Consider the following 19,166-nt stretch of genomic DNA (forward strand, 5'->3'; position numbering starts at 1 on the left):
GGACGACTCAGCCCGCGACCTGCTTGATACGGGCGATGAGTTCGTCGACGGCCTTGTCGACCGGAACCTTCTCACTGACGACGCGGTTCATCGCCTTCGCCCACACGTTCTCATTGTTCAAGATCGTGAACTTCCAGTTCCTGGTAAAGTCGAACTGAGAGGTGCCGCCCTTGAACTGGGTGTAGACGGCCTTGCGGTGCTTGTCGGCCTGCCAGAACGGGCTTTCCTGGCTTTCTTTCGTCACCGGGAACCAGCGGCCGAGCGCGCCCTCGATGTAGGGACGGATGTTCTCTTCCTGCAGCAGGAAGTTGAGGAACTGCTTGCCCTCGGCCTTGTTCTTGGCCGCGGTGAAGATCAGACCCGTCTTGACGTCGGAGCGATACTTGATGGTCGAGCCATCGGGAGCCTTGGGGAAGGACGCCGTGACGATGTCCTGCTCATAAGCCTTTTTGCCGGCCTCGCGCTGTTCCGGCGTGAGGTTCTGGTTCTGCGATTCCTCGTACCATTTCGCTGCGATCGAGATCGTGAAGTTGTGGGTCATCACGATCGTCTTGTTGTGGAAGGCGACATTGTTGTCCGGGTCCTTCCAGGTGGTCGCGGAGGGCGGGGCGCAGCCCTTGGTGTAGGTGTCGGTGTAGTCCTTCAGCGCTTTGATCAGGCCGTCGCGGACCTTGGGGTCGTCGACCAGCAGCTTGCCGTCGTCGTCGACCAGCTTGACGTGGTAGGCGTCCATGAAGGTGTAGAACGATTGGAACGAGTCGGTGGATTCCACGCCCATCGGCTGGCCGACGGCATAGATGCGCTGGCCCGTGGCCTTACGGATCGCCGGCTGCACCTTGTCGCACCAGAAGCTCCAGTAGCCGGTCCAGTCGTTCGGGATGTCACTCTGCTTGAAGCCGGCTTTCTCCAGCATGTCGTTCCAGATCTGGACGTGCATGCTCTGCTGCTTCAGCGGGAAGCCGTAATAGGCCTTCTTCTTGGCGACGTCGTTGTAGAGGATCGAGGCGTCCAGCGTGTTCTGCACGAACCGGCCCTTGATCGGCTCCATGACGTCGGTGAGGTCCTCGAGCTTGCCCTCATAGGCCCACTTGCCCTGTACCTGCACGTCGTAGCTGTCGGAATAGGCGACGTCGGGCACGGTGCCCGCATCGAGCGCTGCGACGGTCTTCGGAATCATGTCCTGGATCGCGTATTGCGACAATTCGACCTTGATGCCGGTCTTGGCTTCAAACTTCTTGATCGTCTCGGCGAGCGCTTCGTCCTCGGACTTGTAAAAGCCTTTGACCCACCAGACCGTGATCGTCTTCTGTTGCGCAAATGCGGGCGCAGTGGCGGCAAACAGCCCAACCGCAGCGACCGCCAATGAAACCGCGCCAATAACCTTGGATTTCACGTTTTTCTCCCTCAAACGGCCGGTGTTTTAACCGGTCGTATAAAACACTAGCGCATGGTGGTAGCGCAATCAACGCATCTTGTCGGACCAAGGTCGTAGCGCGTCGGAGACGCATCATGCGCGCATCGATCCAATCGCCGCATCAATTCACCGGGATCAATTCGCGCGCGCTCCACGGCGCACAATCGTCAGTTCGACTTCGCGCCCTCTTTCGCATTTTCGGCGGTCGGCGATCCCTCCGGGCGCTTTCCCCCCGTGATGCGCTGCTTGAGGAGATCGAGGAAGGGAGACGCCGCCGGCGACTGCCGGATCAGGCTTTCGGGATCGGGAAAGATCAGGGGATCGTCCCAGGGGCCCTGCACCATGAAGGGCAATTGAAAGCCGGACGCCGTGTTGAGGCTCGCCACGCCCTTCATGTCGTATTCGCGGGTCGGCACCGAGGCGGTGCCGGTCAGCGTGATCTTGGCCGCCGGGCCTTCGATGCGGATGTCTTCGGCGGTTGCGATGCCGTCGGAGAATTTCACGGCGATCGTGAGCTTGTCGTATGGCGTCGAGCCGCTGCGGAAATTGCCGCCGCCCGACAGCGGCCGCCGCTCCAGCCGCTTCAGCAGCTGCTCGGCATTGAAGCCCGCGATCGCGCCGTTATGCCCGGTCACGGTGGCGCTGCCGTCGAGCGACTGCACGAGGCCGAACGGGCTCGAGCCCGAGGCGAACAGCGAGACGTTGATGTTGCCGCGGCCGGATAGCTTGTTGAGGCCGAACAGCTCGGTGGCGCAGGCCTGCAGATCCACGTCGGTGAACTGGAATTGCGCCTTGATGTCGGCGACCGTATCGGACCGCGCGATGCCGAACGAGCCTTTCGCGATACCGCCATAGACCTGCGCCTCGCCGACCGAGAGCGCCAGCGTGCCGTTGCGCAAATTGGCGCCGATCGCGGTGCGGCCGAGCCGCGTGGGTCCGACCGTCAGCTTGGCCGCCGACAGGCGCATGTCGAGGTCGGTGGTCGACAATCCCTGGAGGTCGAACAGCTGCCTGTTCCAGTCGCGCGCCCCACTCGCGAGCAGGCGGAACGTCGAGATATAAGGTGTGAAGTCGAGCGCGTCGGCGGCGAGCGTGGCCTGCAGCGTCTGCCGGCCGTTATTGGCGTAGGTCATGACGCCTTCGGCGGCATTGCCGTCGAGCTCGACGTTGACATTGGTGAGCGCGATCGAGGCGCCGACGACGTTGGCGCGCGCCTTCAGCACGAAGCGGCCGAAGCCGCCGCTGCCGGGCTGCGGCTGTCCGGTCCAGCGCAGCGCGTTGCGCAAGGACGGGCTGTCCACAGTGAGCGTGCCCTCCATCATCGCGCTGGTGCGATTGGCGACGCTGCCGTCGAAGGCGAGCTTGAGCGGCGCGCTGGCGATGCGCGCCTTCAGGCCGGAGCGGTCGCCGGAGAGGGCGGCGACGAAATCGGAAAAGCTGATCGAGCCGTCGACGCGCTCGCCGCGCCAGTCGAACTGCCCGGTCGCGGCAAAAGAGCGCGAGATCGAAGGCCAGGCCAGCGACAGGTCGATGTCCTCGAGCTTCTCGGTGGCATGCGTGGCAACGTCCTCGTAGTCGAGCACGCCGTCCTGGATGCGGATTTCGGAGAACGAGACCTGGTTCTCGGCCCCGGGCTTCATGGTGCGTGCGATGGTCTGGATGAAGGGCGTCCAGTTGCTCTCGCCGTCCGGCTTCAGGCTGACGTGGATGCGCGGCCGCAGCAGCGTCAGGTCGGCGATCTCGAAACGCTGCAGCAGGAGCGGCAGCAACCGCAAATTCGCGGTGAGCACGTCGACCTGGAGCGCGGGAGCGCTGGTGCCGCCGCCCTTGAGGCCGACGTCGCGGAAGGAGATGTAGCTCGCCGGAAGCACCGAGATCTCGATGCTGCCTGCGACATTGAGCTCGAGCCCGGTGACGTCGCGGATCTGCGCTTCGACCGCCTTGCGCAGCGCGTCGCGGTTGATGAGCCAGGAGGTCGCGATCAGGGCGATCAGCGCGACGCCGAGCAGCGCCGCGATCGGCGTCCCGAGGCGCTTCATTCCTTGGGCCATGGTCAATGGCATGTCCTGATCGGGTTGGTCGTTGGAGCCAGAAGGGCGGGCCGCGTAACGTCTGTGCCGACGCCCAGATCCTATGGTGTTAAGTACCGCAACTTGATGGGTTTTCTTGACGCTTTCAAGGCCGCTGCGCGGTTATGCCCATGGCATGGGCAGCTTCTATCACCCGGGGGCGGAGCGGAGAACCCCGTATCATTGACGGCTTCGGACGATTTCGCCTAATAATCGCCGCCAATGAGGCGCGACGCCCGCCAGCCCAAGGTTCAGTCGAGGTTTTTTGTATGAACAAGGTCTATCCCGACGCCAAGTCGGCGCTGTCAGGCATTCTAAAAGACAATATGATGATCATGTCGGGTGGCTTCGGCCTCTGCGGCATTGCCGAGGAGCTGTCGGACGCGATCCGGGATTCCGGCGTCAAGGGCCTGACCGTGGTCTCCAACAATGCCGGCGTCGACGGCATCGGCCTCAGCCGCCTGCTCGAAACCCGCCAGATCAAGAAGATGATCTCGTCCTATGTCGGCGAGAACAAGCTGTTCGCCCAGCAATACCTCGCCGGCGAACTGGAACTCGAGTTCAATCCGCAGGGCACGCTGGCCGAGCGCATCCGCGCCGGCGGCGCCGGCATCCCGGCCTTCTACACCAAGACCGGCGTCGGCACGCTGATCGCCGAAGGCAAGGAAGTGAAGGAATTCGACGGCGAGAAGTACCTGATGGAGCGCGGCCTGTTCGCCGACCTCGCCATCGTGCACGCCTGGAAGGGCGACACCGCCGGAAACCTGATCTACCGCAAGACCGCGCGCAACTTTAACCCGATGATGGCGACCGCCGCGAAGATCACGGTGGCCGAGGTCGAGCATCTGGTTCCCGCCGGTGAACTCAATCCCGACCACATCCACACGCCCGGCATCTTCGTGAAGCGCATCGTCGAGGTCGGCACGGCCAAGAAGCGCATCGAATTCCGCAACACCCGCCCGCGTACCGCCGCTTAGCGCAACAGGAGACTCACATGGCCTGGACCCGTGAACAGATGGCCGCGCGCGCTGCGAAGGAATTGCGCGACGGCTATTACGTCAATCTCGGCATCGGCATCCCGACGCTGGTCTCGAACTACATCCCCGATGGCATGGACGTCTCCTTGCAGAGCGAGAACGGCATGCTCGGCATGGGGCCGTTCCCCTATGAGGGCGAGGAAGACGCCGATCTCATCAACGCCGGCAAGCAGACGGTGAGCGAGCTGCCATCGACCTCGTATTTCTCGAGCGCGGATTCCTTCGGCATGATCCGCGGCGGCCACATGGATCTCTCGATCCTCGGCGCCATGCAGGTGGCCCAGAACGGCGATCTCGCCAACTGGATGATCCCCGGCAAGATGGTCAAGGGCATGGGCGGCGCGATGGATCTCGTCGCAGGCGTCAAGCGCGTCGTCGTGGTGATGGAGCATTCGGCCAAGGACGGCCCGAAGCTCCTGAAGAGGTGCAATCTGCCGCTGACCGGCGAGCGCGTCGTCGACATGGTCGTCACTGATCTTGCCGTCTTCACCATCGACAAGCACGGCGATGGCGGCATGGCGCTGATCGAGCTCGCCGACGGCGTCACGCTCGACGAGATCAAGTCCAAGACCGAAGCCGAATTCCGCGTCGCGCTGAAGAACACGTAGGGTCGTCGTAAAGGGGCGCGCATGACGATACGGTCCGCGCGTCCCGAAGATGCCGAATTCATCGCACAAACCATCCTGAATTCGATGCGCGGCCACCGGCCGCGCGGCTGGTTCGACGTGGCGCTCGGCTGGCCGGAAGCGGAGTGCCTCGCTTTCGTCGCGCGCGTCGCCGTCGCACGGGCGGTGTCGATGTGGCATTTTTCGCAGTTCCTGGTCGCCGAGATTGATGGCAAGCCCGCTGCTGCACTTTGCGCCGTGCCGGCAGCCGGCACCGGACCGGCGGCATGGCGCGCGGTCGAAGAGGTCGGTCTCTCAATTAGGCTGACGGCGTCAGAGCTCGACGCCATCCGCCAGCGCGGTGCCTATTCGCGAGCTTGCTGGGTCCAGGGCGGTGAGGGCGACTGGATGATCGAGCATGTCGCGACCGACCCTGCCTATCGTGGTCGTGGCTTGATGCAGGCGTTGATCGCGCATGCGCTGGACAAAGGGCGGGCAGCTGGGTTTGCCCGGGCGACGATATCGTTCCTGATCGGCAACGAGCCGGCCGAGCGCGCCTACGCGAAGGCGGGTTTTGTCTTCGCGGAAGAGAAGCGCGACCCGAATTTCGAGGCAATCATCGGCGCGCCCGGTTTTCGCATGTTCGCGCGGAAGATTTGAGCAGGTTGCAGGCACCGGCGACAACCAAGCGTTTGCTATCAATTGGTCGAAGCGCCATGAATGTGCGGACGATGTGCCCCTTCAAGCGGGGCCGCTCGGCACCTCGGAGAACCGGGTCAGCCAGGCAACTGGGCCGATGCTCGCGGCGATGATCAGGAGGGCCGCGAGCGCGCCGTCCTCGAAATTGCCGCGGCTTGCGTACTGGTAGATCGACGTGGACAGCGTTTCGACGTTGAGGGGCCGCAGGAGCAGCGTTGCCGGCAGCTCCTTCAGGCAGTCGACGAACATGATGATGACGGCGCCAAGCATCGCGGGCCGGAGCAACGGCAGATAGATCTGCCTCAACATGACCCCCTGGCCGGCGCCGACCGCGCGCGCGCTCTCGTCATAGTCGCTCGGAATGCTGTCGAACCCGGCCTTGATCATGCCGACCGGCACAGCCAGAAAACGAATCGTGTAGGCGATCACGACGGCCATCCCGGAGCCGACCAGGACCAGCCCGGGAAGGGAACGTCCGGTCCAGGTCGCGACCGCGCTCAGCGCATTGTCGACCGCCAGGACCGGGGTGAGCAGGCCGAGAGCGATGACGAGACCCGGCAGCGCGTATCCGGCCTGCGCGATGCTCAGCGCGACATATCGCAGAGGATCCGGCCGCAAGCGATGCGCGATCGTCGTGGCGAGCGCAAGCATCAAGGCCATGAGCGTTGCGAGCCCTGCAAAGGCAAACGAATGGAAGGTGTGGCGCCACAGCAGCGGGTCGAAATTTGCAAGCAGGCCGCGGCCGAGAGCCTGATGCGCCAGATAGAGCAGCGGGACCACGAAACCGATCAGCACCGGCAGCACGCAGACCGCGAACGCGATCGACGCTCTTGCGCCCGACAGCGGGGTTCGCCGCCTCACATGCGGGCTTTCGGCCGAGAATTCGATGCTGGCGTTGCGACGGCCGTAACGCTCCATCGCGATCAGGCCGGCGACGATCGCAAGCATCAGGCATGCGAGCTGCGCTGCACCGGCAAGGCTGCCGCGGTTGAGCCAAGTGGTGAAGATCGAGACCGTCAGCGTGCGGATGCCGAGATATTCGCTGGCTCCGATGTCGTTGAGCGTTTCCAACGCGACCAGCGCCACGCCGACCGCCAGCGCCGGCCGCGCCATCGGCAGTGAAACGCGCCACAAGATGGTCCATCGGCCGGCGCCCAGCGTCGTGGCCGCTTCCGCGAATTCGGCTGACTGAACCTGGAACGTCGCACGCGCCGAGAGATAGACGTAAGGGTAGAGCACGAGCCCGATCACGAAGATGGCGCCCGGCAGCGAGCGGAGGTTGGGCAGAAGGCCGAGGGCATCGCCCAGCGGCAGCCAGGTCGCCAGGGTGCGATGCACCAGGCCTAGCGGTTCGAACAGATCGGCATAGACGTACGCCGCAAGATAGGTCGGAATCGCCAGCGGCAGCGGCATCAGCCACAGCAGCATGCCCCGGCCGGCAAAATCGTGGCGCGACATCACCCATGCAGTGCCGGCGCCGATCAAAAGTGTGACCGCGCCGACCCCGACGAGCAGAAGGGCAGTGTCGAGAAGGGCGGCCGGCAGCACGTAGTTGATCAGGTCGTGCCACACATCGGATGCCGGCTGCAAAGCCAGCGAAACGATCGAGATCACGGGCGCCGCGACCAGGACCGCGGTTGCGATCGCGATGGCGGTTGCGGCGCGACCGGCCCGCACACGGCCCCTCGATCGAGGCCGTGTGCTCGTAGCTTCCAGCAGTTCGATAGACGTGGGCCGCCAGAGATCAGTTGTCAAAGCCGACCTTGTCCACCAGCGAGGCCGCAGCCTTGCGGTTGGCGGCGATCTTTGCGATCGGCAACGGATCCGGGACGAGCTTGCCGTAGCCGGCGATGGTCGCATTGACGGCGACACCGCTCCGAACCGGATATTCGTAGTTCTGGTCGGCATACATCTGCTGCGCCTGCTCGCTGACGAGCCACTCGATCAGCTTGGTACCGTTGGCCTTGTTGGGCGCGTTCTTGGCGAGCAGCACGCCGGAGAGGTTGACGTGGGTGCCGCCGCCCTCGAAGGTCGGCAGGATGACGCGGGTCGCCTCCGCCCACGGCTTCTTCTCGGGATCGTTGTTCATCATCAGCGCCCAGTAATAGGTGTTGCCGATGCCGATATCGCATTTGCCGGCGGCGACGTCACGCGCGGCTTCGCGATCGCCGCCCGACGGCTTCTGCGCGAGATTCGCCTTCAGGCCCCGCAGCCATTCCTCGGCCTTGGCCTCGCCGTACTTGGCCGCGTAGGCCGCGAACAGCGCGTTGTTATAGATGTGCTGGCCCGAGCGAATGCAGATCTTGCCCTTCCACTTGGGATCGGCGAGCTCCTCATAGGTGATCTTGTCCTGCTTGACGCGATCCTTCGAGGCATAGATCACGCGCGCGCGCATGGAGATGCCGGCCCAGTGTCCGTCCGGATCGCGATATTGCGCCGGCACGACCTTGTCGACCGCCTCCGACTTTATCGGCTGGGTGACGCCGGCCTGCACGGCCTCGTCGATGCGGCCGATGTCCACCGTCAGCAGCACGTCGGCCGGACTGTTGGCCCCTTCCGCCTTCATGCGCTGCTCCAGACCGGAGCTTGCGGAGACGACGTTGACCTTGATGCCCGTGTCCTTGGTGAACGCATCGAACAGCGGCTGGATCAGCTTGGTCTCGCGGTAGGTATAGACGTTGACCTCGCCGTTGGCGGCTGCCTCCGACACGAAAGACGTGGTCAGGCTCAACACCGCCGCAGACGCGGCGAGGACGCGAAGATAGATCATAAGGGCTGCTCCCAGGCGCGAGATTGAACGCCGATTGAGTAGCGCAGGCGGGGGGCCAACGTTAGCGACGCGATGTCGCGAGAGCATAAGCTTAGAGCAATTCCAAAGTATCTTTTAGACTCATTCTAATACTGAAGCGACGGTCATGGGAAATAATTGACGCCCTATGATCCTGCCGGCCTCATCTTGCTCAGGCGCTGCGAGACGCTGGCCAGCCACGACGTCTCCTCGCGCACCAGGCGGAAGCCGAGATTGGCCGGCGGCACGCCCTGGGCGCAGCCGCCGGCACGGGCGTCGCGGATGAAGTCGGTGACATAGGCGCGGTGCGCACCCTCGGCGACGCGCACGCCGCAATTCACGGTCGCGCGGCCGGGATTGCCGGAATCATCGACACGCGAGCGCACGAAGCACGTCGCGGTCCACTCCCAGATATTGCCGGCGAGGTCTTCGACGCCATGCTCGTTCGGGCCGAACTTGCCGAAGCGATGAGCCGTGGTGTCGGAGAGGTCGCGTTCGGATTCGCGCTCATAGCGGCTGATCCAGCGCTTCGAAGGCTCGCTTGCATCGACCGGTACCCCGTCATCCCGGAATCTGGAGCCGGCGGCAAAGGCCCATTCCTCGTCGCTCGGCAGGCGGTATTGATGGCCGGTCTTGCGCGATAGCCAGCCTGCGTAGGCCTCGGCATCGTGCCAGCTCACCTGCACTGCTGGGCGATCGGGGGCGATTGCGACGTCGCGATCGAGTGCGCGGCAGGCGCCATCCTGCACGCAATGCTGATAGTCGGATGAAGCGACCTGATTCCGCATGATGCGCAGCGGCCGGTTGATCCGGATGGTGCGCATCGGCGCTTCCGCCTGCTGTCCGCCGCGGGTGAAATCGCCGGCCTCGCGATAGGCGAAGCTGCCCGGGGCGACCTCGACCAAGGCCGGCTCGCCGACGGCATGGCGCATCGTCAGCTCCGAGACCAGAGGCGCAACGGCCAGCGGCCCCGCAAGCCCGGCCGCGCAGGCAAGTGCCAGCTTGAGCTTGAATGCGATCAGCACAATCATTCCTCCGCAGAAGGAAAAAAGGGGCCGGCGATGACCGGCCCCTTCGTCGCGTCTAGTTGGTGCTGGCAGGAGGTATTTCGGCAAGCGCCTTCACTTGCATCATCAGATCGTCGTTCCACTTGCCTTCGACCTTGAAGTGCGCGGTGGCGCCGAGACTGGCCGCCTCGATCAGGTTATGCGTGACATAGGCGTAGATGCCGGGCTGCTGGAACTTGTACAGCGCAGCTCCCGCCGAGCCGCCGCGGATGAACCAGGTCTCGAGCCCGACCTCGGGCGCGTTGCCGAACTTGCCGGTCTCCCAGACATAGTCGCCGTGGCCACCGATCAGATGCGGACGGCTGTCGCGATTGGCCTGCGAGTGCACGATCAGCACGTTCTCGCCGACCTTCGCGGTGAGCGCGTTCTTGCCGGTGAGCGCGCCAACCTTGCCGTTGAACACGACATGGGTCGGGGTCAGCTTCTTCATCACCTCTTCGGTCTCGGTGAAGGCTTCGCCCGGCGATTCGTAGGACTTGAAGTTGCCCTTCTCGTCGCGCGGCACGTACATGTCCTGCTCGCCGATATAGTAGACCTTGTCGTATTTCAGCGCGCGGCCCTTGCCGTCGTTCAGCCCCTCACGCGGCAGCACCATCACGGCACCGTTCATGCCCGAGACGACGTGCCAGGGGGTCATCGGGCCGCCCGGTGCGCAGTGATACACGAACACGCCGGTCTTGGTCGCCTTCCAGCGCAGCACGACCTGCTCGCCGGGATTGATGAGCGTGAGCTCGCCGCCGCCGAGCGCGCCGGTCGCGGAATGGAAGTCGATGTTGTGCGGCATGGTGTTCGTCGCGGGATTGACTAGCGTCAGCTCGACATAGTCACCCTCGTGCACGACCATGAGCGGGCCCGGCATCGAGCCGTTGAACGTCATCGCCTGGAAGGTGGTGCCCTTGTCGTCGATAACGAATTTCTTCTCCTCGATCGTCATCCTGAACTCGACGATCTTGGGGCCCTGTGTCGTGGCCTGCTCGTGCGCGTGCACGAAGGGCGGAGCGACCAGCTCTACCTTCTGACGCGGCAGCTTGAGATCGCCGGCGGCGAAAGCCGGGATCGCCAACATCAGGGCGGTCGCGGCGGCGCTGATCAATGCGGCTCTGCGGGTGAACATCGGAAGCATCCTTCATCTGAAATGGTTTTGATGACGGAGTGCAGTGTGCGCCGATTGCGGCAAGCGTGTTTGTGCTGCGACAAGCTTCCGCCGGATTCGCGTTCGGCAACATGACCTAGATTTCTCGAAGGAGCGGGATCGGCGATGGCAACTCACCGCGTCCGCAGGCGCGATGCCGATCGAGGCCGAGCGTCAACTCAGCGGCAACTCGTTTGCATGTTCAAGCTGGATGACGATCTCGGTTGCCCCGCTCATGCGCGTGGACGAGATCGCAAGACAGGCCTTGGCGAAGGCGCGTCCGTTCAGAGCAGGTTCACGGCGAGCCAGACCAATCCCCAGATCGCCAATGACAGCGCGACGAAGACGGCGATCGCGGCCGCCAGGGCGCGCACCGCGCCGGCGGGGGCCGGCGCGGCCGGGGCCGGCCGGAAGTCGTCGAAACGCGGGATATGGCCGCGGACGTCGAGCAGGGAGAGAATGAGTTCGAGTGCGAAAAGCCTCATGGCGAACGCTCCGGATGGCCGCGATTTTTTCTCACCATGGCCGGGAACCGGTATCCACGCTTTGCGCGAGCGCAAAGCCGCGTCCGCCGGTCCGGGTTATTTGAATTCATTCCGTGATTTGCCGCGATGTCTCGCGCGCGGCGGGCATTTACGAATGGGTAACTTATGAGAGCTGATCTTGCGGCGATCTACGGCGAGGAACGCCTGCCACGCTATACCAGCTATCCGACCGCACCGCATTTCACGCCGGCGATCGGTCCGGACGCCTATGCCCGCTGGCTGGCGGAGCTGCCCGTGGCCGCCAGCGCCTCGCTCTATCTGCACGTGCCGTTCTGCCGCGAGATGTGCTGGTACTGCGGCTGCCATACCCAGATCGTCCGCCGCGACGAACTGATCGCCGGCTACCAGCGGACGCTACGCAGAGAGATCGCGCTGACGGCCGAAACCATCGGCCACCGCATCAAGGTCGAGCACATTCATTTCGGCGGCGGTACGCCGACGATCATGGCGCCGGACGCCTTTGCCGAGCTGATGGCGACGATGCGCCAGGAATTCTTCGTGCTGCCCTCGGCGGAAATCGCGGTCGAGATCGATCCCCGTACATTGAGCGCGGACATGGTCGAGGCGATGCGGCTCTCCGGCGTCAACCGCGCGAGCCTCGGCGTGCAGAGCTTCGACCCGGTGGTGCAGCGGGCGATCAACCGTGTGCAGAGCTTCGCGCAGACGGCCTCCGTGGTCGAGATGCTCCGCGGCGCCGGGATCGAGGGTGTCAACTTCGACCTGATCTACGGGCTGCCGCACCAGACAGTGGCTTCGTGCCTGGAGACGGTGCGACGCAGCCTCGCGCTTTCACCCAGCCGCTTATCGGTGTTCGGCTATGCTCACGTGCCAGCCTTCAAGAAGCACCAGCGCATGATCAATGAAGGCGTGTTGCCCGACGGCCTTGCGCGCCACGACCAGGCCTGCGCCATCGCCAATGCCTTGAAAGAGGCCGGCTACGTGCAGATCGGGCTCGATCATTTCGCGCGGCCCGACGATGCCATGGCCGTGGCGTTCGAGCAGGGCACGCTGCGGCGCAACTTCCAGGGCTACACCACCGACCGGAGCGAAGTCCTGCTCGGCTTCGGCGCCAGCGCGATTGGGCACCTGCCGCAGGGCTATGTCCAGAACGAGGTGCAGATCGGCGCCTATTCGCAGAGCATCGCTGCCGGCCGCCTCGCCACCGCGAAGGGTTACGGCCTCACCGATGACGACCGGCTGCGCGCCGACATTATCGAACGCATCATGTGCGAGTTCGGTGCCGATCTCGGTGACATCTGCGCGCGCCATGGCGCGGAGGCCGGCGCCATGCTGAAATCTGCCTCGCGTCTGAAGCCGCTGATTTCCGACGGCGTCGTGAGGGTGGAGGGCGATCGACTCGCTGTCGCCAAGGACTCGCGCTTCCTGGTCCGCAGCGTCGCCGCTGCGTTCGATGCGCATCTGGATCCAGGCAAGCAGTTGCACAGTCGGGCGGTGTAGCCCCCCGTCATTCCGGGGCGCGCCTCTTGGCGCGAACCCGGAATCCATTTCACTGCACTGGTTGCTGCTCGATGGATTCCGGGTTCGCGCTACGCGCGCCCCGCAATGACGAGCCAGCTTGCGCTCCAACAAAGAAACTCGGTCCCGCGTCGCTATCGTCGATCGGAATGGAGTTGTCCATGTCCTTCCGATCCGACGATCTGGTCGATGACATCATGCATTCGGCGCCGCACACGATCCGCGTGTTTCTCGCCTTCAGGATGGCTTGCGTCGGCTGTCCGATCGCGACCTTCCACACGGTCGATGACGCCTGCCGCGAGCATGGCATTGACCGCGACAAGTTCCTCGCCGCGCTGATCGAGTGCGTGCCGGCGTGAAACGATCAGGAATCGCGCAGGTGTGCGTGGGTTCCCGGATGATGAGCGCGCTTTCGCCGTAAGCGGAAGCGCGCCTCATCCCTGACTTGAGCAGAGAGGTGTCTCTCACGCCGTGCCGCTGTCGACGCTCCGCTCCGCCAGAACCACAATCTTGTGCGGCTCGCGCAGAATGATGCGCTGGCGGCCGCTCTCGACCAGGCCCTGGCTCTCCCAGCCGCTCAGGATGCGGCTGACGGTGTGCAGCGTGGTGCCCGTCATCTGCGCGATGTCCTGGCGGCTGATCGGGAAGTCGATCTCGATGCCGTGGTCGAGCTTCTTGCCGGATTGCTTGGCGAGGCGAAGCAGCGCGTGCGCGACGCGTTGCTCGACCTGCTGGGTCGACATTTCCAGGATGCGGGTGTGACTTTCCTGCAGCCGCGTGCCGACGGTCTGGAGCGTGTTGGCGGCAAGCGCCGGAAACCGCTCGACCAGCCGGGGCCAGGCCGAGGTCGGCCAGATCAGCACGACGCTGTCGTCGACCGCCATGGCCGTCGCCGGATACCGCGCGGCTCCGATCGCCATCGCGAGCCCGAACGTCTCGCCGGGCGCGACATAGCGCACTACGATCTGCTCGCCGGCAGGTGTGGTCTTGGCCGCGCGGACATGGCCGTGCAGCAGCAGGAAGAAGGACTGCGCGTCCGCTCCCTGCTCGAAGATCGCACTGTTCTTGGGATAGCGCGCCGAGCGGGCCTCACGCAGGATCTCGTCCAGAGCTTCCGGCGTCATCCCCGCAAACAGCGGCAAATGCGCAACCAGCGATGTGTCGACCTTGGCCATTCTGCCTCCCCTGGCATCAGGGAGTGTGATGGCACCTGCAATCGTCAGGTAGTTTGCGTTAGCGCAAAACGAGGCCGCCCGGTGGCAGTATTTTTCCAAGCAACAGTCTGATTTGATTGGAGTTGACCCATGGCTGGCGCCCGATCCCGCAACTTTGCGGGCTGGCCGCTGTTTGCGAACAGCTTTCGCCCCTTTTTCCTGCTCGCCGCAATCCAGGCGGCGTTGTCGATCCTGGTCTGGCTGCCGATGTTCTACGGCGAATTGTCGGTGAGTTCCGCATTCGCGCCGCGCGACTGGCACATCCACGAGATGCTCTATGGCTTCCTGCCGGCCGTCATCACCGGCTTCCTCTTCACCGCCATCCCGAACTGGACGGGGCGCCTGCCGATCCAGGGCGCGCCGCTCGCGGGCTTGGTGACGGTCTGGCTTGCCGGACGCGTCGCGGTGACGCTGTCGGCGACTACCGGTTGGACGTTTGCACTGGTCGTCGATGCCGCGTTCCTGGCATTGGTCGTTGCCGCCGCAACGCGCGAGATCATCGCGGGCGGCAACTGGCGCAACCTGCCGGTGGTGGGGCTGGTGCTGGTTCTGCTCGCCGGCAACGTCGCCTTCCATGTCGAGACGCATTACGCAGGCGCGGCCGACGTCAGCATCCGCGTCGGCATCGGCGTGGTCGTCCTGCTGATCGGCTTGATCGGCGGCCGCATCATTCCGAGCTTCACCCGCAACTGGCTGGTCAAGTTCAATCCCGGCCGCCTGCCGGTGCCGTTCGGACGATTCGATGGCGCGGTGATCGGCTTGAGCGCGCTGGCGCTGATCGCATGGATCGCGGCACCGCTGAACATGATCACCGGCGTCGCGATGGCGGCAGTCGGCGTGCTGCATCTGGTTCGGCTTGCACGCTGGGCCGGCGACCGCACCACGCGGGAGCGGCTGCTGCTGATCCTGCATGTCGGTTATGTCTTCGTGCCGCTCGGCTTCATCCTGAACGCTGTGGCCGCCTTCGGCGAGCTGCCGCCGAGCGCCGGCATCCATGCCTGGATGGCGGGTGCTGCGGGAACGATGACGCTCGCGGTGATGACCCGCGCCAGCCTCGGCCATACCGGACAGGCGCTGACGGCTTCGCCGGCGGTCCAGGCAATCTATGCTGCAATCGTCATCGCGGCTCTGGCCCGAATCGGTGCCGTCGTGTTGCCCGCGTATGGCGACGTGCTGCTGTACGTCGCTGGCTGCGGCTGGATCCTCGCCTTCCTCGGATTTGCCGTCGCGTTCGGTCCGCTGCTCGCCGGCAGCGGGCGGCGGGCGCTCGCCACGATGGGCGTGCCCGCCCCCGCGCGCTGAAGTCAGGCTGCACTTGCCGAGGGCGGTGCGGAGCGAGGCCGCACGCCCTTGCGCCAATCGGTGATGGTGCAGCCGAAGCGGCCGCGAAACCAGCGCGCCATGGCGCTCTGCGCGGAGAAGCCGAGCTGCACCGCGATGTCGGCCAGCGGCCGGGTGTGATCCTCGATCAGCTGGAGCACGAGATCGGCGCGCTGCGCGTCCAGGATGGCCGAGAAGCTGGTGCCCGATGCGGCGAGGCGGCGGTGGATGGTGCGGCGGGTGCAGGCCAGATGCTCGGCGACGCGCTCGACCGTGCAATCGCCGCTGGCGAGCAGGGTCCGCACCACCTCGTCGACCTTCGCCTCCCAGCTTGCCGGCCTGCTCTCGATCGCCTCGATCCGCTTGCGCAAGTAACTCGCGATCAAGGGATGCGCGCTTGGGATCCGGCGCTGCATGTCGTGCGCCGACAACAGGATCGCATCGTCGTCCGCATTGAAGATCACCCGGCAGCCGAAGAAGTCGCGGTAACGCTTGCGGTCGAGCGGCGGCGGGTAGTGCAGATGCACTTCCAGCGGCCGCCAATCGCCTCCGAACAGCGACTGGATGATGCGCTGAACGCTGCCGAGCGCCATGTCGATCGACTGCCGCGGCGCGCGCGGCTGCCGGCCGCGCAAATGCAGCGTGATGGTCACGGTCCGCTCGTCACGCGTGACGTCGAGCCGCATGCCGTCGTGATGGATATGGATGAAGCGCGAAAACGCCTCGATCGCTTCGCCGACGGTCGCCTGTTCGCGCACGATCAGGCCGACCGCGCCGAAATTGGTGAGGCCGCCGCGCTCGGCGAGACGCAGGCCGAAATCCTCTGCACCGGACGCCTTTGCCGATAGTTCGAGCAGGCGGCGCAGGCCGGTGACGGCGATGGGGATGTCGGGCTGGTCGAGGCAGGCCAGCGGGAGCCTGACCTTGCGCATCATCTGGCTGGGGTCCAGCCCGACCGACCGCGCGACCTCGGGGTAACAGCTCAAGCCTGCGCTGCGAATGAGGTCGGTCATGCAAACCGTTCCTGCCAGCCATACCCGCAGATGTCCCGAAATGTAAAGTTTCTGTCTCAATACGTCAAATCGGGGAACCCGGTGGCGCATACATAAGGAAAACCGATGCACTGGCGTGAATGCCGTGCGCATTGACGGCGGGCGCGACGGGGCCCGGCCGTCTCGGGCCATTTGACCAAGACATTGCTGGATCGGGACTATGCCGGGGAACATGCATTCCAAGGGCGAGGTATTCGTCATCGACACTGACGCCGCCTCCCGCGAACAACTTTCCGCCGCGCTCGAACAGAGCGCCTATGACGTGATCTGCTTTGCCGATGGTGCCTCTCTGCTCTCGGAAGCCAAGACGCGGATGCCGGCCTGTGTGCTGCTGGAGATGCCGCCGGATCGCTCCGCTCTCGAGGTGCTCAGGCAGCTGCGCGAGGAGAATTGCATGGCGCCGGTGCTGGTGACGTCGGCGAATGGCAGCATCGCCATGGCGGTCGACGCCATCAAGAGCGGCGCGACCGACTTCATCGAAAAGCCGTTCCGCACCCACGACATTGTCAACCGGATCGATGCCGCCATCGATCAATTCGCGCAACCCGGGGCGATCGGGCAACGCTGGCTGCCGGGCTGTGAGCCTCTGACCGCGCGCGAAGCCGACGTGCTCGAGCATCTTGCCGCCGGCCTCACCAACAAGGGGATCGCCCGGCGGATGCATCTGAGCGCGCGGACGGTCGAAGGTTACCGTGCCAGCGTCCTGAAGAAGGCCGGCGCCAAGAACGTGACCGATCTGCTCCGGCGCATTTTCGGCCAGGGCTCTTAGGCCCAGGCCTGAAGCCGCGCGGACCACCGAGCGTTCCACAGACATGGTGCCGCCGCGGCGGCGCCCCACGGAAGTCTCAATCGAACCGGTTCCTTCCCTGCCGCGTCCAACCACGATGGCGAGGCATCTCATCGCGCGCGTCCGGCTGGCGGCGCGGCGATACCGGCAGGAGGGACTTTATGCGCATCACCGCAAGGTATTTGGCAACCACGGGCCTGGTCCTGGTGACCACGGCGCTCGCATCGCCGTTATGGGCGGCCAATGTGGACGCCAATTCGACGATCGACACGGTCACCGTCTATCCCGACGGTGCCACCGTCACCCGCGTCATTTCGCTAGATCTCGCCTCCGGCGATTCGACATTGGTGGCCAAGGATTTTCCGCTCTCGCTCGATCCATCTTCCCTCCGCGTCGAAGGCGAGGCGGGCGCCAAGCTCACCATCGGCACGATCGACGCACGCCCACCGAAGGCCGCGCCGCCGGTCAACCTGCCCGAGCTCGACAAGCGCATCGAAGCGCTGAGGGATCAACGGGCCGACCTGCAGGGTGCGATCGACTCGGCCAATGCCCGGCGCAAGTTCGCGCAGCATTTTGCCGAGGCGTCGCCGGCCGGCCTCGGCGAGAAGGGCGAGGCGCGCCCGATTGCTGAATGGCGCGCGGCCTTTGCCGCGGTCGCCGAGGAGATCGCGACCGCCGACAGCGCAATTCGCGATGCCACGCGAAAACAGCGCGAGCTCGACCGCCAGATCGCGCAACTGGAAGCCGAGCGCTCGGCCAAGCCGCCGAGCAAGCTGGAAGTGCGGATCGACGTCGCCTCGGCCGCCGCGACCAAGGCGACGCTGCGCGTAACCTATGCCGTGCGCAACGCGCGCTGGGTGCCGCTCTACGATGCGCGGCTCGATACCGGCGCCAAGGATCGCAAGCCGCAGCTCGAACTGGTTCGTCGCGCCGAGGTGACGCAGGCCACCGGCGAGGACTGGTCGAACGTGACGCTCGGCGTCTCCACCGTGCGCATCAGCCGCGGCGGCAGTGCTCCGGAGCTGCATTCGCTGATCGCGCAATATCCACAAGTGCCGAAGCCCATGGCCCTTGGCACGGCCTCGGATCTAGCGCGGCCTGCGCCAACTGTTCGCCAGCGCTCGTACGAGCCCATGTCCAAGGCTGCCGAAGCGACCGAGTTGCGCGAGCGCGCCGACGAGCAACAGGCCGTCGCCGAGATCGGCGATTTCCAGGCCACCTTCAGGATTCCCGGCCGCGTCAGCCTCGGCGCCGCCGACGGTGCCAAGAGCCTACGTATCGCTTCGGTGAATGTGCCCGCCGATCTCGCGGTGCGCGCCGCGCCGGTGCTGGATCCGACCGCATTCCTGGAAGCCAGCTTCAAACAGACCGACGACACGACCCTGCTGCCGGGCAAGGTCGCGATCTATCGCGACGGCACCTTCGTCGGCCGCGGCAAGATCACGGCGTCCACCAAGGACGACATCGTGCGGCTCGGGTTCGGCGCCGACGACAAGGTCAAGATCGAACGCGCCGTGCTCAAGCGCAACGAAGGCTCGGCAGGCCTCCTGGTCACGACGTCGAAGACCGACGAGCGTTCGTTCAAGACCACGATCCGCAACGGGCATGATTTTCCGATTCGCGTCGCGATCGAGGATCAGCTGCCGGTCAGCGAGAACGAGGACATCGTCGTCGAGATGCTGCCCTCGAGCACCCAGCCGACCGCCAACAACATCCGCGACAAGCGCGGCGTGCTGGAATGGTCGTTCGACGCCAAGCCCGGCGAGGCCCGCGACATCAACTTCGCCTGGCGCATCCGCTGGCCCAAGGACAAGAGCATGGTGATCGTCCCGGCGGGCTGATTTCCTGCACGGGTGGCGCAGCTTCACCTCGCCCCGCTTGCGGGGAGAGGTCGGGTTGCATCGAAGATGCAATCCGGGTGAGGGGGTACAGGTCTCTCGACCATCTCGCGTGTGGAGAGA

The 19,166-nt window shown here is 65.0% G+C and carries 17 protein-coding genes; 8 read left to right on the forward strand and 9 right to left on the reverse strand.

Annotated elements, in window-relative coordinates; translation table 11 throughout:
- Positions 1 to 7 precede the first annotated feature (7 nt).
- On the reverse strand, positions 8 to 1,393 hold the full coding sequence (locus tag XF30_RS09675; protein WP_109142529.1) for an ABC transporter substrate-binding protein: 1,386 nt from the start codon (positions 1,391 to 1,393) through the stop codon (positions 8 to 10).
- A 188-nt stretch (positions 1,394 to 1,581) separates the two neighbouring features.
- Entirely contained in the window at positions 1,582 to 3,465 is a 1,884-nt protein-coding gene (locus XF30_RS09680; RefSeq protein ID WP_035998770.1) for an AsmA family protein, read from the reverse strand.
- Positions 3,466 to 3,752: 287 nt separating this feature from the next.
- On the opposite strand from XF30_RS09680, the gene XF30_RS09685 reads away from it, so the two are divergent.
- From XF30_RS09685 to XF30_RS09695, 3 genes are read left to right on the forward strand one after another with little or no spacing between them, the layout of a single operon-like run.
- Positions 3,753 to 4,460 carry a CoA transferase subunit A gene (locus tag XF30_RS09685; RefSeq protein ID WP_035998773.1) on the forward strand — a complete coding sequence of 236 codons (708 nt, stop codon included), beginning with the start codon at positions 3,753 to 3,755 and terminating at the stop codon, positions 4,458 to 4,460.
- 17 nt (positions 4,461 to 4,477) lie between these two features.
- Entirely contained in the window at positions 4,478 to 5,128 is a 651-nt protein-coding gene (locus XF30_RS09690) for a CoA transferase subunit B (RefSeq protein WP_035998776.1), read from the forward strand.
- A 21-nt stretch (positions 5,129 to 5,149) separates the two neighbouring features.
- Complete coding sequence (locus XF30_RS09695) at positions 5,150 to 5,785, forward strand: GNAT family N-acetyltransferase (RefSeq protein WP_109142530.1); 636 nt, start codon at positions 5,150 to 5,152, stop codon at positions 5,783 to 5,785.
- Between the two features lie 81 nt (positions 5,786 to 5,866).
- On the opposite strand, the gene XF30_RS09700 is transcribed toward XF30_RS09695, so the two are convergent.
- The 5 genes from XF30_RS09700 to XF30_RS09720 form a co-directional block, all read right to left on the reverse strand.
- A complete protein-coding gene (locus XF30_RS09700; protein WP_035998781.1) occupies positions 5,867 to 7,501 on the reverse strand; it encodes an ABC transporter permease in 1,635 nt (544 codons plus the stop codon).
- 67 nt (positions 7,502 to 7,568) lie between these two features.
- Positions 7,569 to 8,594 carry a Fe(3+) ABC transporter substrate-binding protein gene (locus XF30_RS09705; protein WP_035998784.1) on the reverse strand — a complete coding sequence of 342 codons (1,026 nt, stop codon included), beginning with the start codon at positions 8,592 to 8,594 and terminating at the stop codon, positions 7,569 to 7,571.
- A 164-nt stretch (positions 8,595 to 8,758) separates the two neighbouring features.
- Complete coding sequence (locus XF30_RS09710; protein WP_109145633.1) at positions 8,759 to 9,637, reverse strand: SUMF1/EgtB/PvdO family nonheme iron enzyme; 879 nt, start codon at positions 9,635 to 9,637, stop codon at positions 8,759 to 8,761.
- A 58-nt stretch (positions 9,638 to 9,695) separates the two neighbouring features.
- Positions 9,696 to 10,793: a copper-containing nitrite reductase gene (gene nirK, locus XF30_RS09715; protein WP_192893087.1), complete on the reverse strand. Its 1,098-nt coding sequence runs from the start codon at positions 10,791 to 10,793 to the stop codon at positions 9,696 to 9,698.
- A gap of 302 nt (positions 10,794 to 11,095) precedes the next feature.
- Complete coding sequence (locus XF30_RS09720) at positions 11,096 to 11,296, reverse strand: hypothetical protein (protein WP_035998787.1); 201 nt, start codon at positions 11,294 to 11,296, stop codon at positions 11,096 to 11,098.
- 165 nt (positions 11,297 to 11,461) lie between these two features.
- Here XF30_RS09720 and hemN point away from each other — a divergent pair, with 165 nt between their 5' ends.
- Positions 11,462 to 12,814 (forward strand): oxygen-independent coproporphyrinogen III oxidase, encoded by a 1,353-nt coding sequence (gene hemN / locus XF30_RS09725; protein ID WP_109142532.1) that lies wholly within the window; start codon positions 11,462 to 11,464, stop codon positions 12,812 to 12,814.
- Between the two features lie 179 nt (positions 12,815 to 12,993).
- Complete coding sequence (locus XF30_RS09730) at positions 12,994 to 13,191, forward strand: DUF1858 domain-containing protein (protein WP_035998817.1); 198 nt, start codon at positions 12,994 to 12,996, stop codon at positions 13,189 to 13,191.
- A gap of 105 nt (positions 13,192 to 13,296) precedes the next feature.
- On the opposite strand, the gene XF30_RS09735 is transcribed toward XF30_RS09730, so the two are convergent.
- Positions 13,297 to 14,007, reverse strand: a complete 711-nt coding sequence (locus XF30_RS09735) for a Crp/Fnr family transcriptional regulator (RefSeq protein WP_109142533.1) — start codon at positions 14,005 to 14,007, stop codon at positions 13,297 to 13,299.
- Positions 14,008 to 14,136: 129 nt separating this feature from the next.
- Here XF30_RS09735 and XF30_RS09740 point away from each other — a divergent pair, with 129 nt between their 5' ends.
- The gene (locus tag XF30_RS09740) at positions 14,137 to 15,348 is read left to right on the forward strand and encodes an NnrS family protein (RefSeq protein ID WP_109142534.1); all 1,212 of its coding nucleotides are present in this window, start codon (positions 14,137 to 14,139) and stop codon (positions 15,346 to 15,348) included.
- Positions 15,349 to 15,350: 2 nt separating this feature from the next.
- Here XF30_RS09740 and XF30_RS09745 read toward each other — a convergent pair whose 3' ends face one another.
- Positions 15,351 to 16,379: an AraC family transcriptional regulator gene (locus XF30_RS09745; protein ID WP_109142535.1), complete on the reverse strand. Its 1,029-nt coding sequence runs from the start codon at positions 16,377 to 16,379 to the stop codon at positions 15,351 to 15,353.
- A gap of 199 nt (positions 16,380 to 16,578) precedes the next feature.
- On the opposite strand from XF30_RS09745, the gene XF30_RS09750 reads away from it, so the two are divergent.
- Positions 16,579 to 17,187 (forward strand): response regulator transcription factor, encoded by a 609-nt coding sequence (locus XF30_RS09750; RefSeq protein ID WP_035998802.1) that lies wholly within the window; start codon positions 16,579 to 16,581, stop codon positions 17,185 to 17,187.
- A 179-nt stretch (positions 17,188 to 17,366) separates the two neighbouring features.
- Positions 17,367 to 19,046, forward strand: coding sequence for a mucoidy inhibitor MuiA family protein (locus tag XF30_RS09755; protein WP_109142536.1), 1,680 nt, complete (start codon positions 17,367 to 17,369; stop codon positions 19,044 to 19,046).
- Positions 19,047 to 19,166: the final 120 nt, after the last annotated feature.

Source organism: Bradyrhizobium sp. SUTN9-2, from assembly GCF_003122645.1.
GTDB classification, from domain to species: Bacteria; Pseudomonadota; Alphaproteobacteria; order Rhizobiales; family Xanthobacteraceae; genus Bradyrhizobium; species Bradyrhizobium yuanmingense.

Coding starts and splice junctions, on each gene's coding strand:
- XF30_RS09740 (WP_109142534.1), top strand. CDS start 14,137: ATGGCTGGCGCCCGATCCCGCAACTTTGCGGGCTGGCCGCTGTTTGCG.
- XF30_RS09695 (WP_109142530.1), top strand. CDS start 5,150: ATGACGATACGGTCCGCGCGTCCCGAAGATGCCGAATTCATCGCACAA.
- XF30_RS09705 (WP_035998784.1), bottom strand. CDS start 8,594: ATGATCTATCTTCGCGTCCTCGCCGCGTCTGCGGCGGTGTTGAGCCTG.
- nirK (WP_192893087.1), bottom strand. CDS start 10,793: ATGTTCACCCGCAGAGCCGCATTGATCAGCGCCGCCGCGACCGCCCTG.
- XF30_RS09750 (WP_035998802.1), top strand. CDS start 16,579: ATGCCGGGGAACATGCATTCCAAGGGCGAGGTATTCGTCATCGACACT.
- hemN (WP_109142532.1), top strand. CDS start 11,462: ATGAGAGCTGATCTTGCGGCGATCTACGGCGAGGAACGCCTGCCACGC.
- XF30_RS09720 (WP_035998787.1), bottom strand. CDS start 11,296: ATGAGGCTTTTCGCACTCGAACTCATTCTCTCCCTGCTCGACGTCCGC.
- XF30_RS09755 (WP_109142536.1), top strand. CDS start 17,367: ATGCGCATCACCGCAAGGTATTTGGCAACCACGGGCCTGGTCCTGGTG.
- XF30_RS09680 (WP_035998770.1), bottom strand. CDS start 3,465: ATGGCCCAAGGAATGAAGCGCCTCGGGACGCCGATCGCGGCGCTGCTC.
- XF30_RS09685 (WP_035998773.1), top strand. CDS start 3,753: ATGAACAAGGTCTATCCCGACGCCAAGTCGGCGCTGTCAGGCATTCTA.
- XF30_RS09745 (WP_109142535.1), bottom strand. CDS start 16,379: ATGACCGACCTCATTCGCAGCGCAGGCTTGAGCTGTTACCCCGAGGTC.
- XF30_RS09730 (WP_035998817.1), top strand. CDS start 12,994: ATGTCCTTCCGATCCGACGATCTGGTCGATGACATCATGCATTCGGCG.
- XF30_RS09690 (WP_035998776.1), top strand. CDS start 4,478: ATGGCCTGGACCCGTGAACAGATGGCCGCGCGCGCTGCGAAGGAATTG.
- XF30_RS09735 (WP_109142533.1), bottom strand. CDS start 14,007: ATGGCCAAGGTCGACACATCGCTGGTTGCGCATTTGCCGCTGTTTGCG.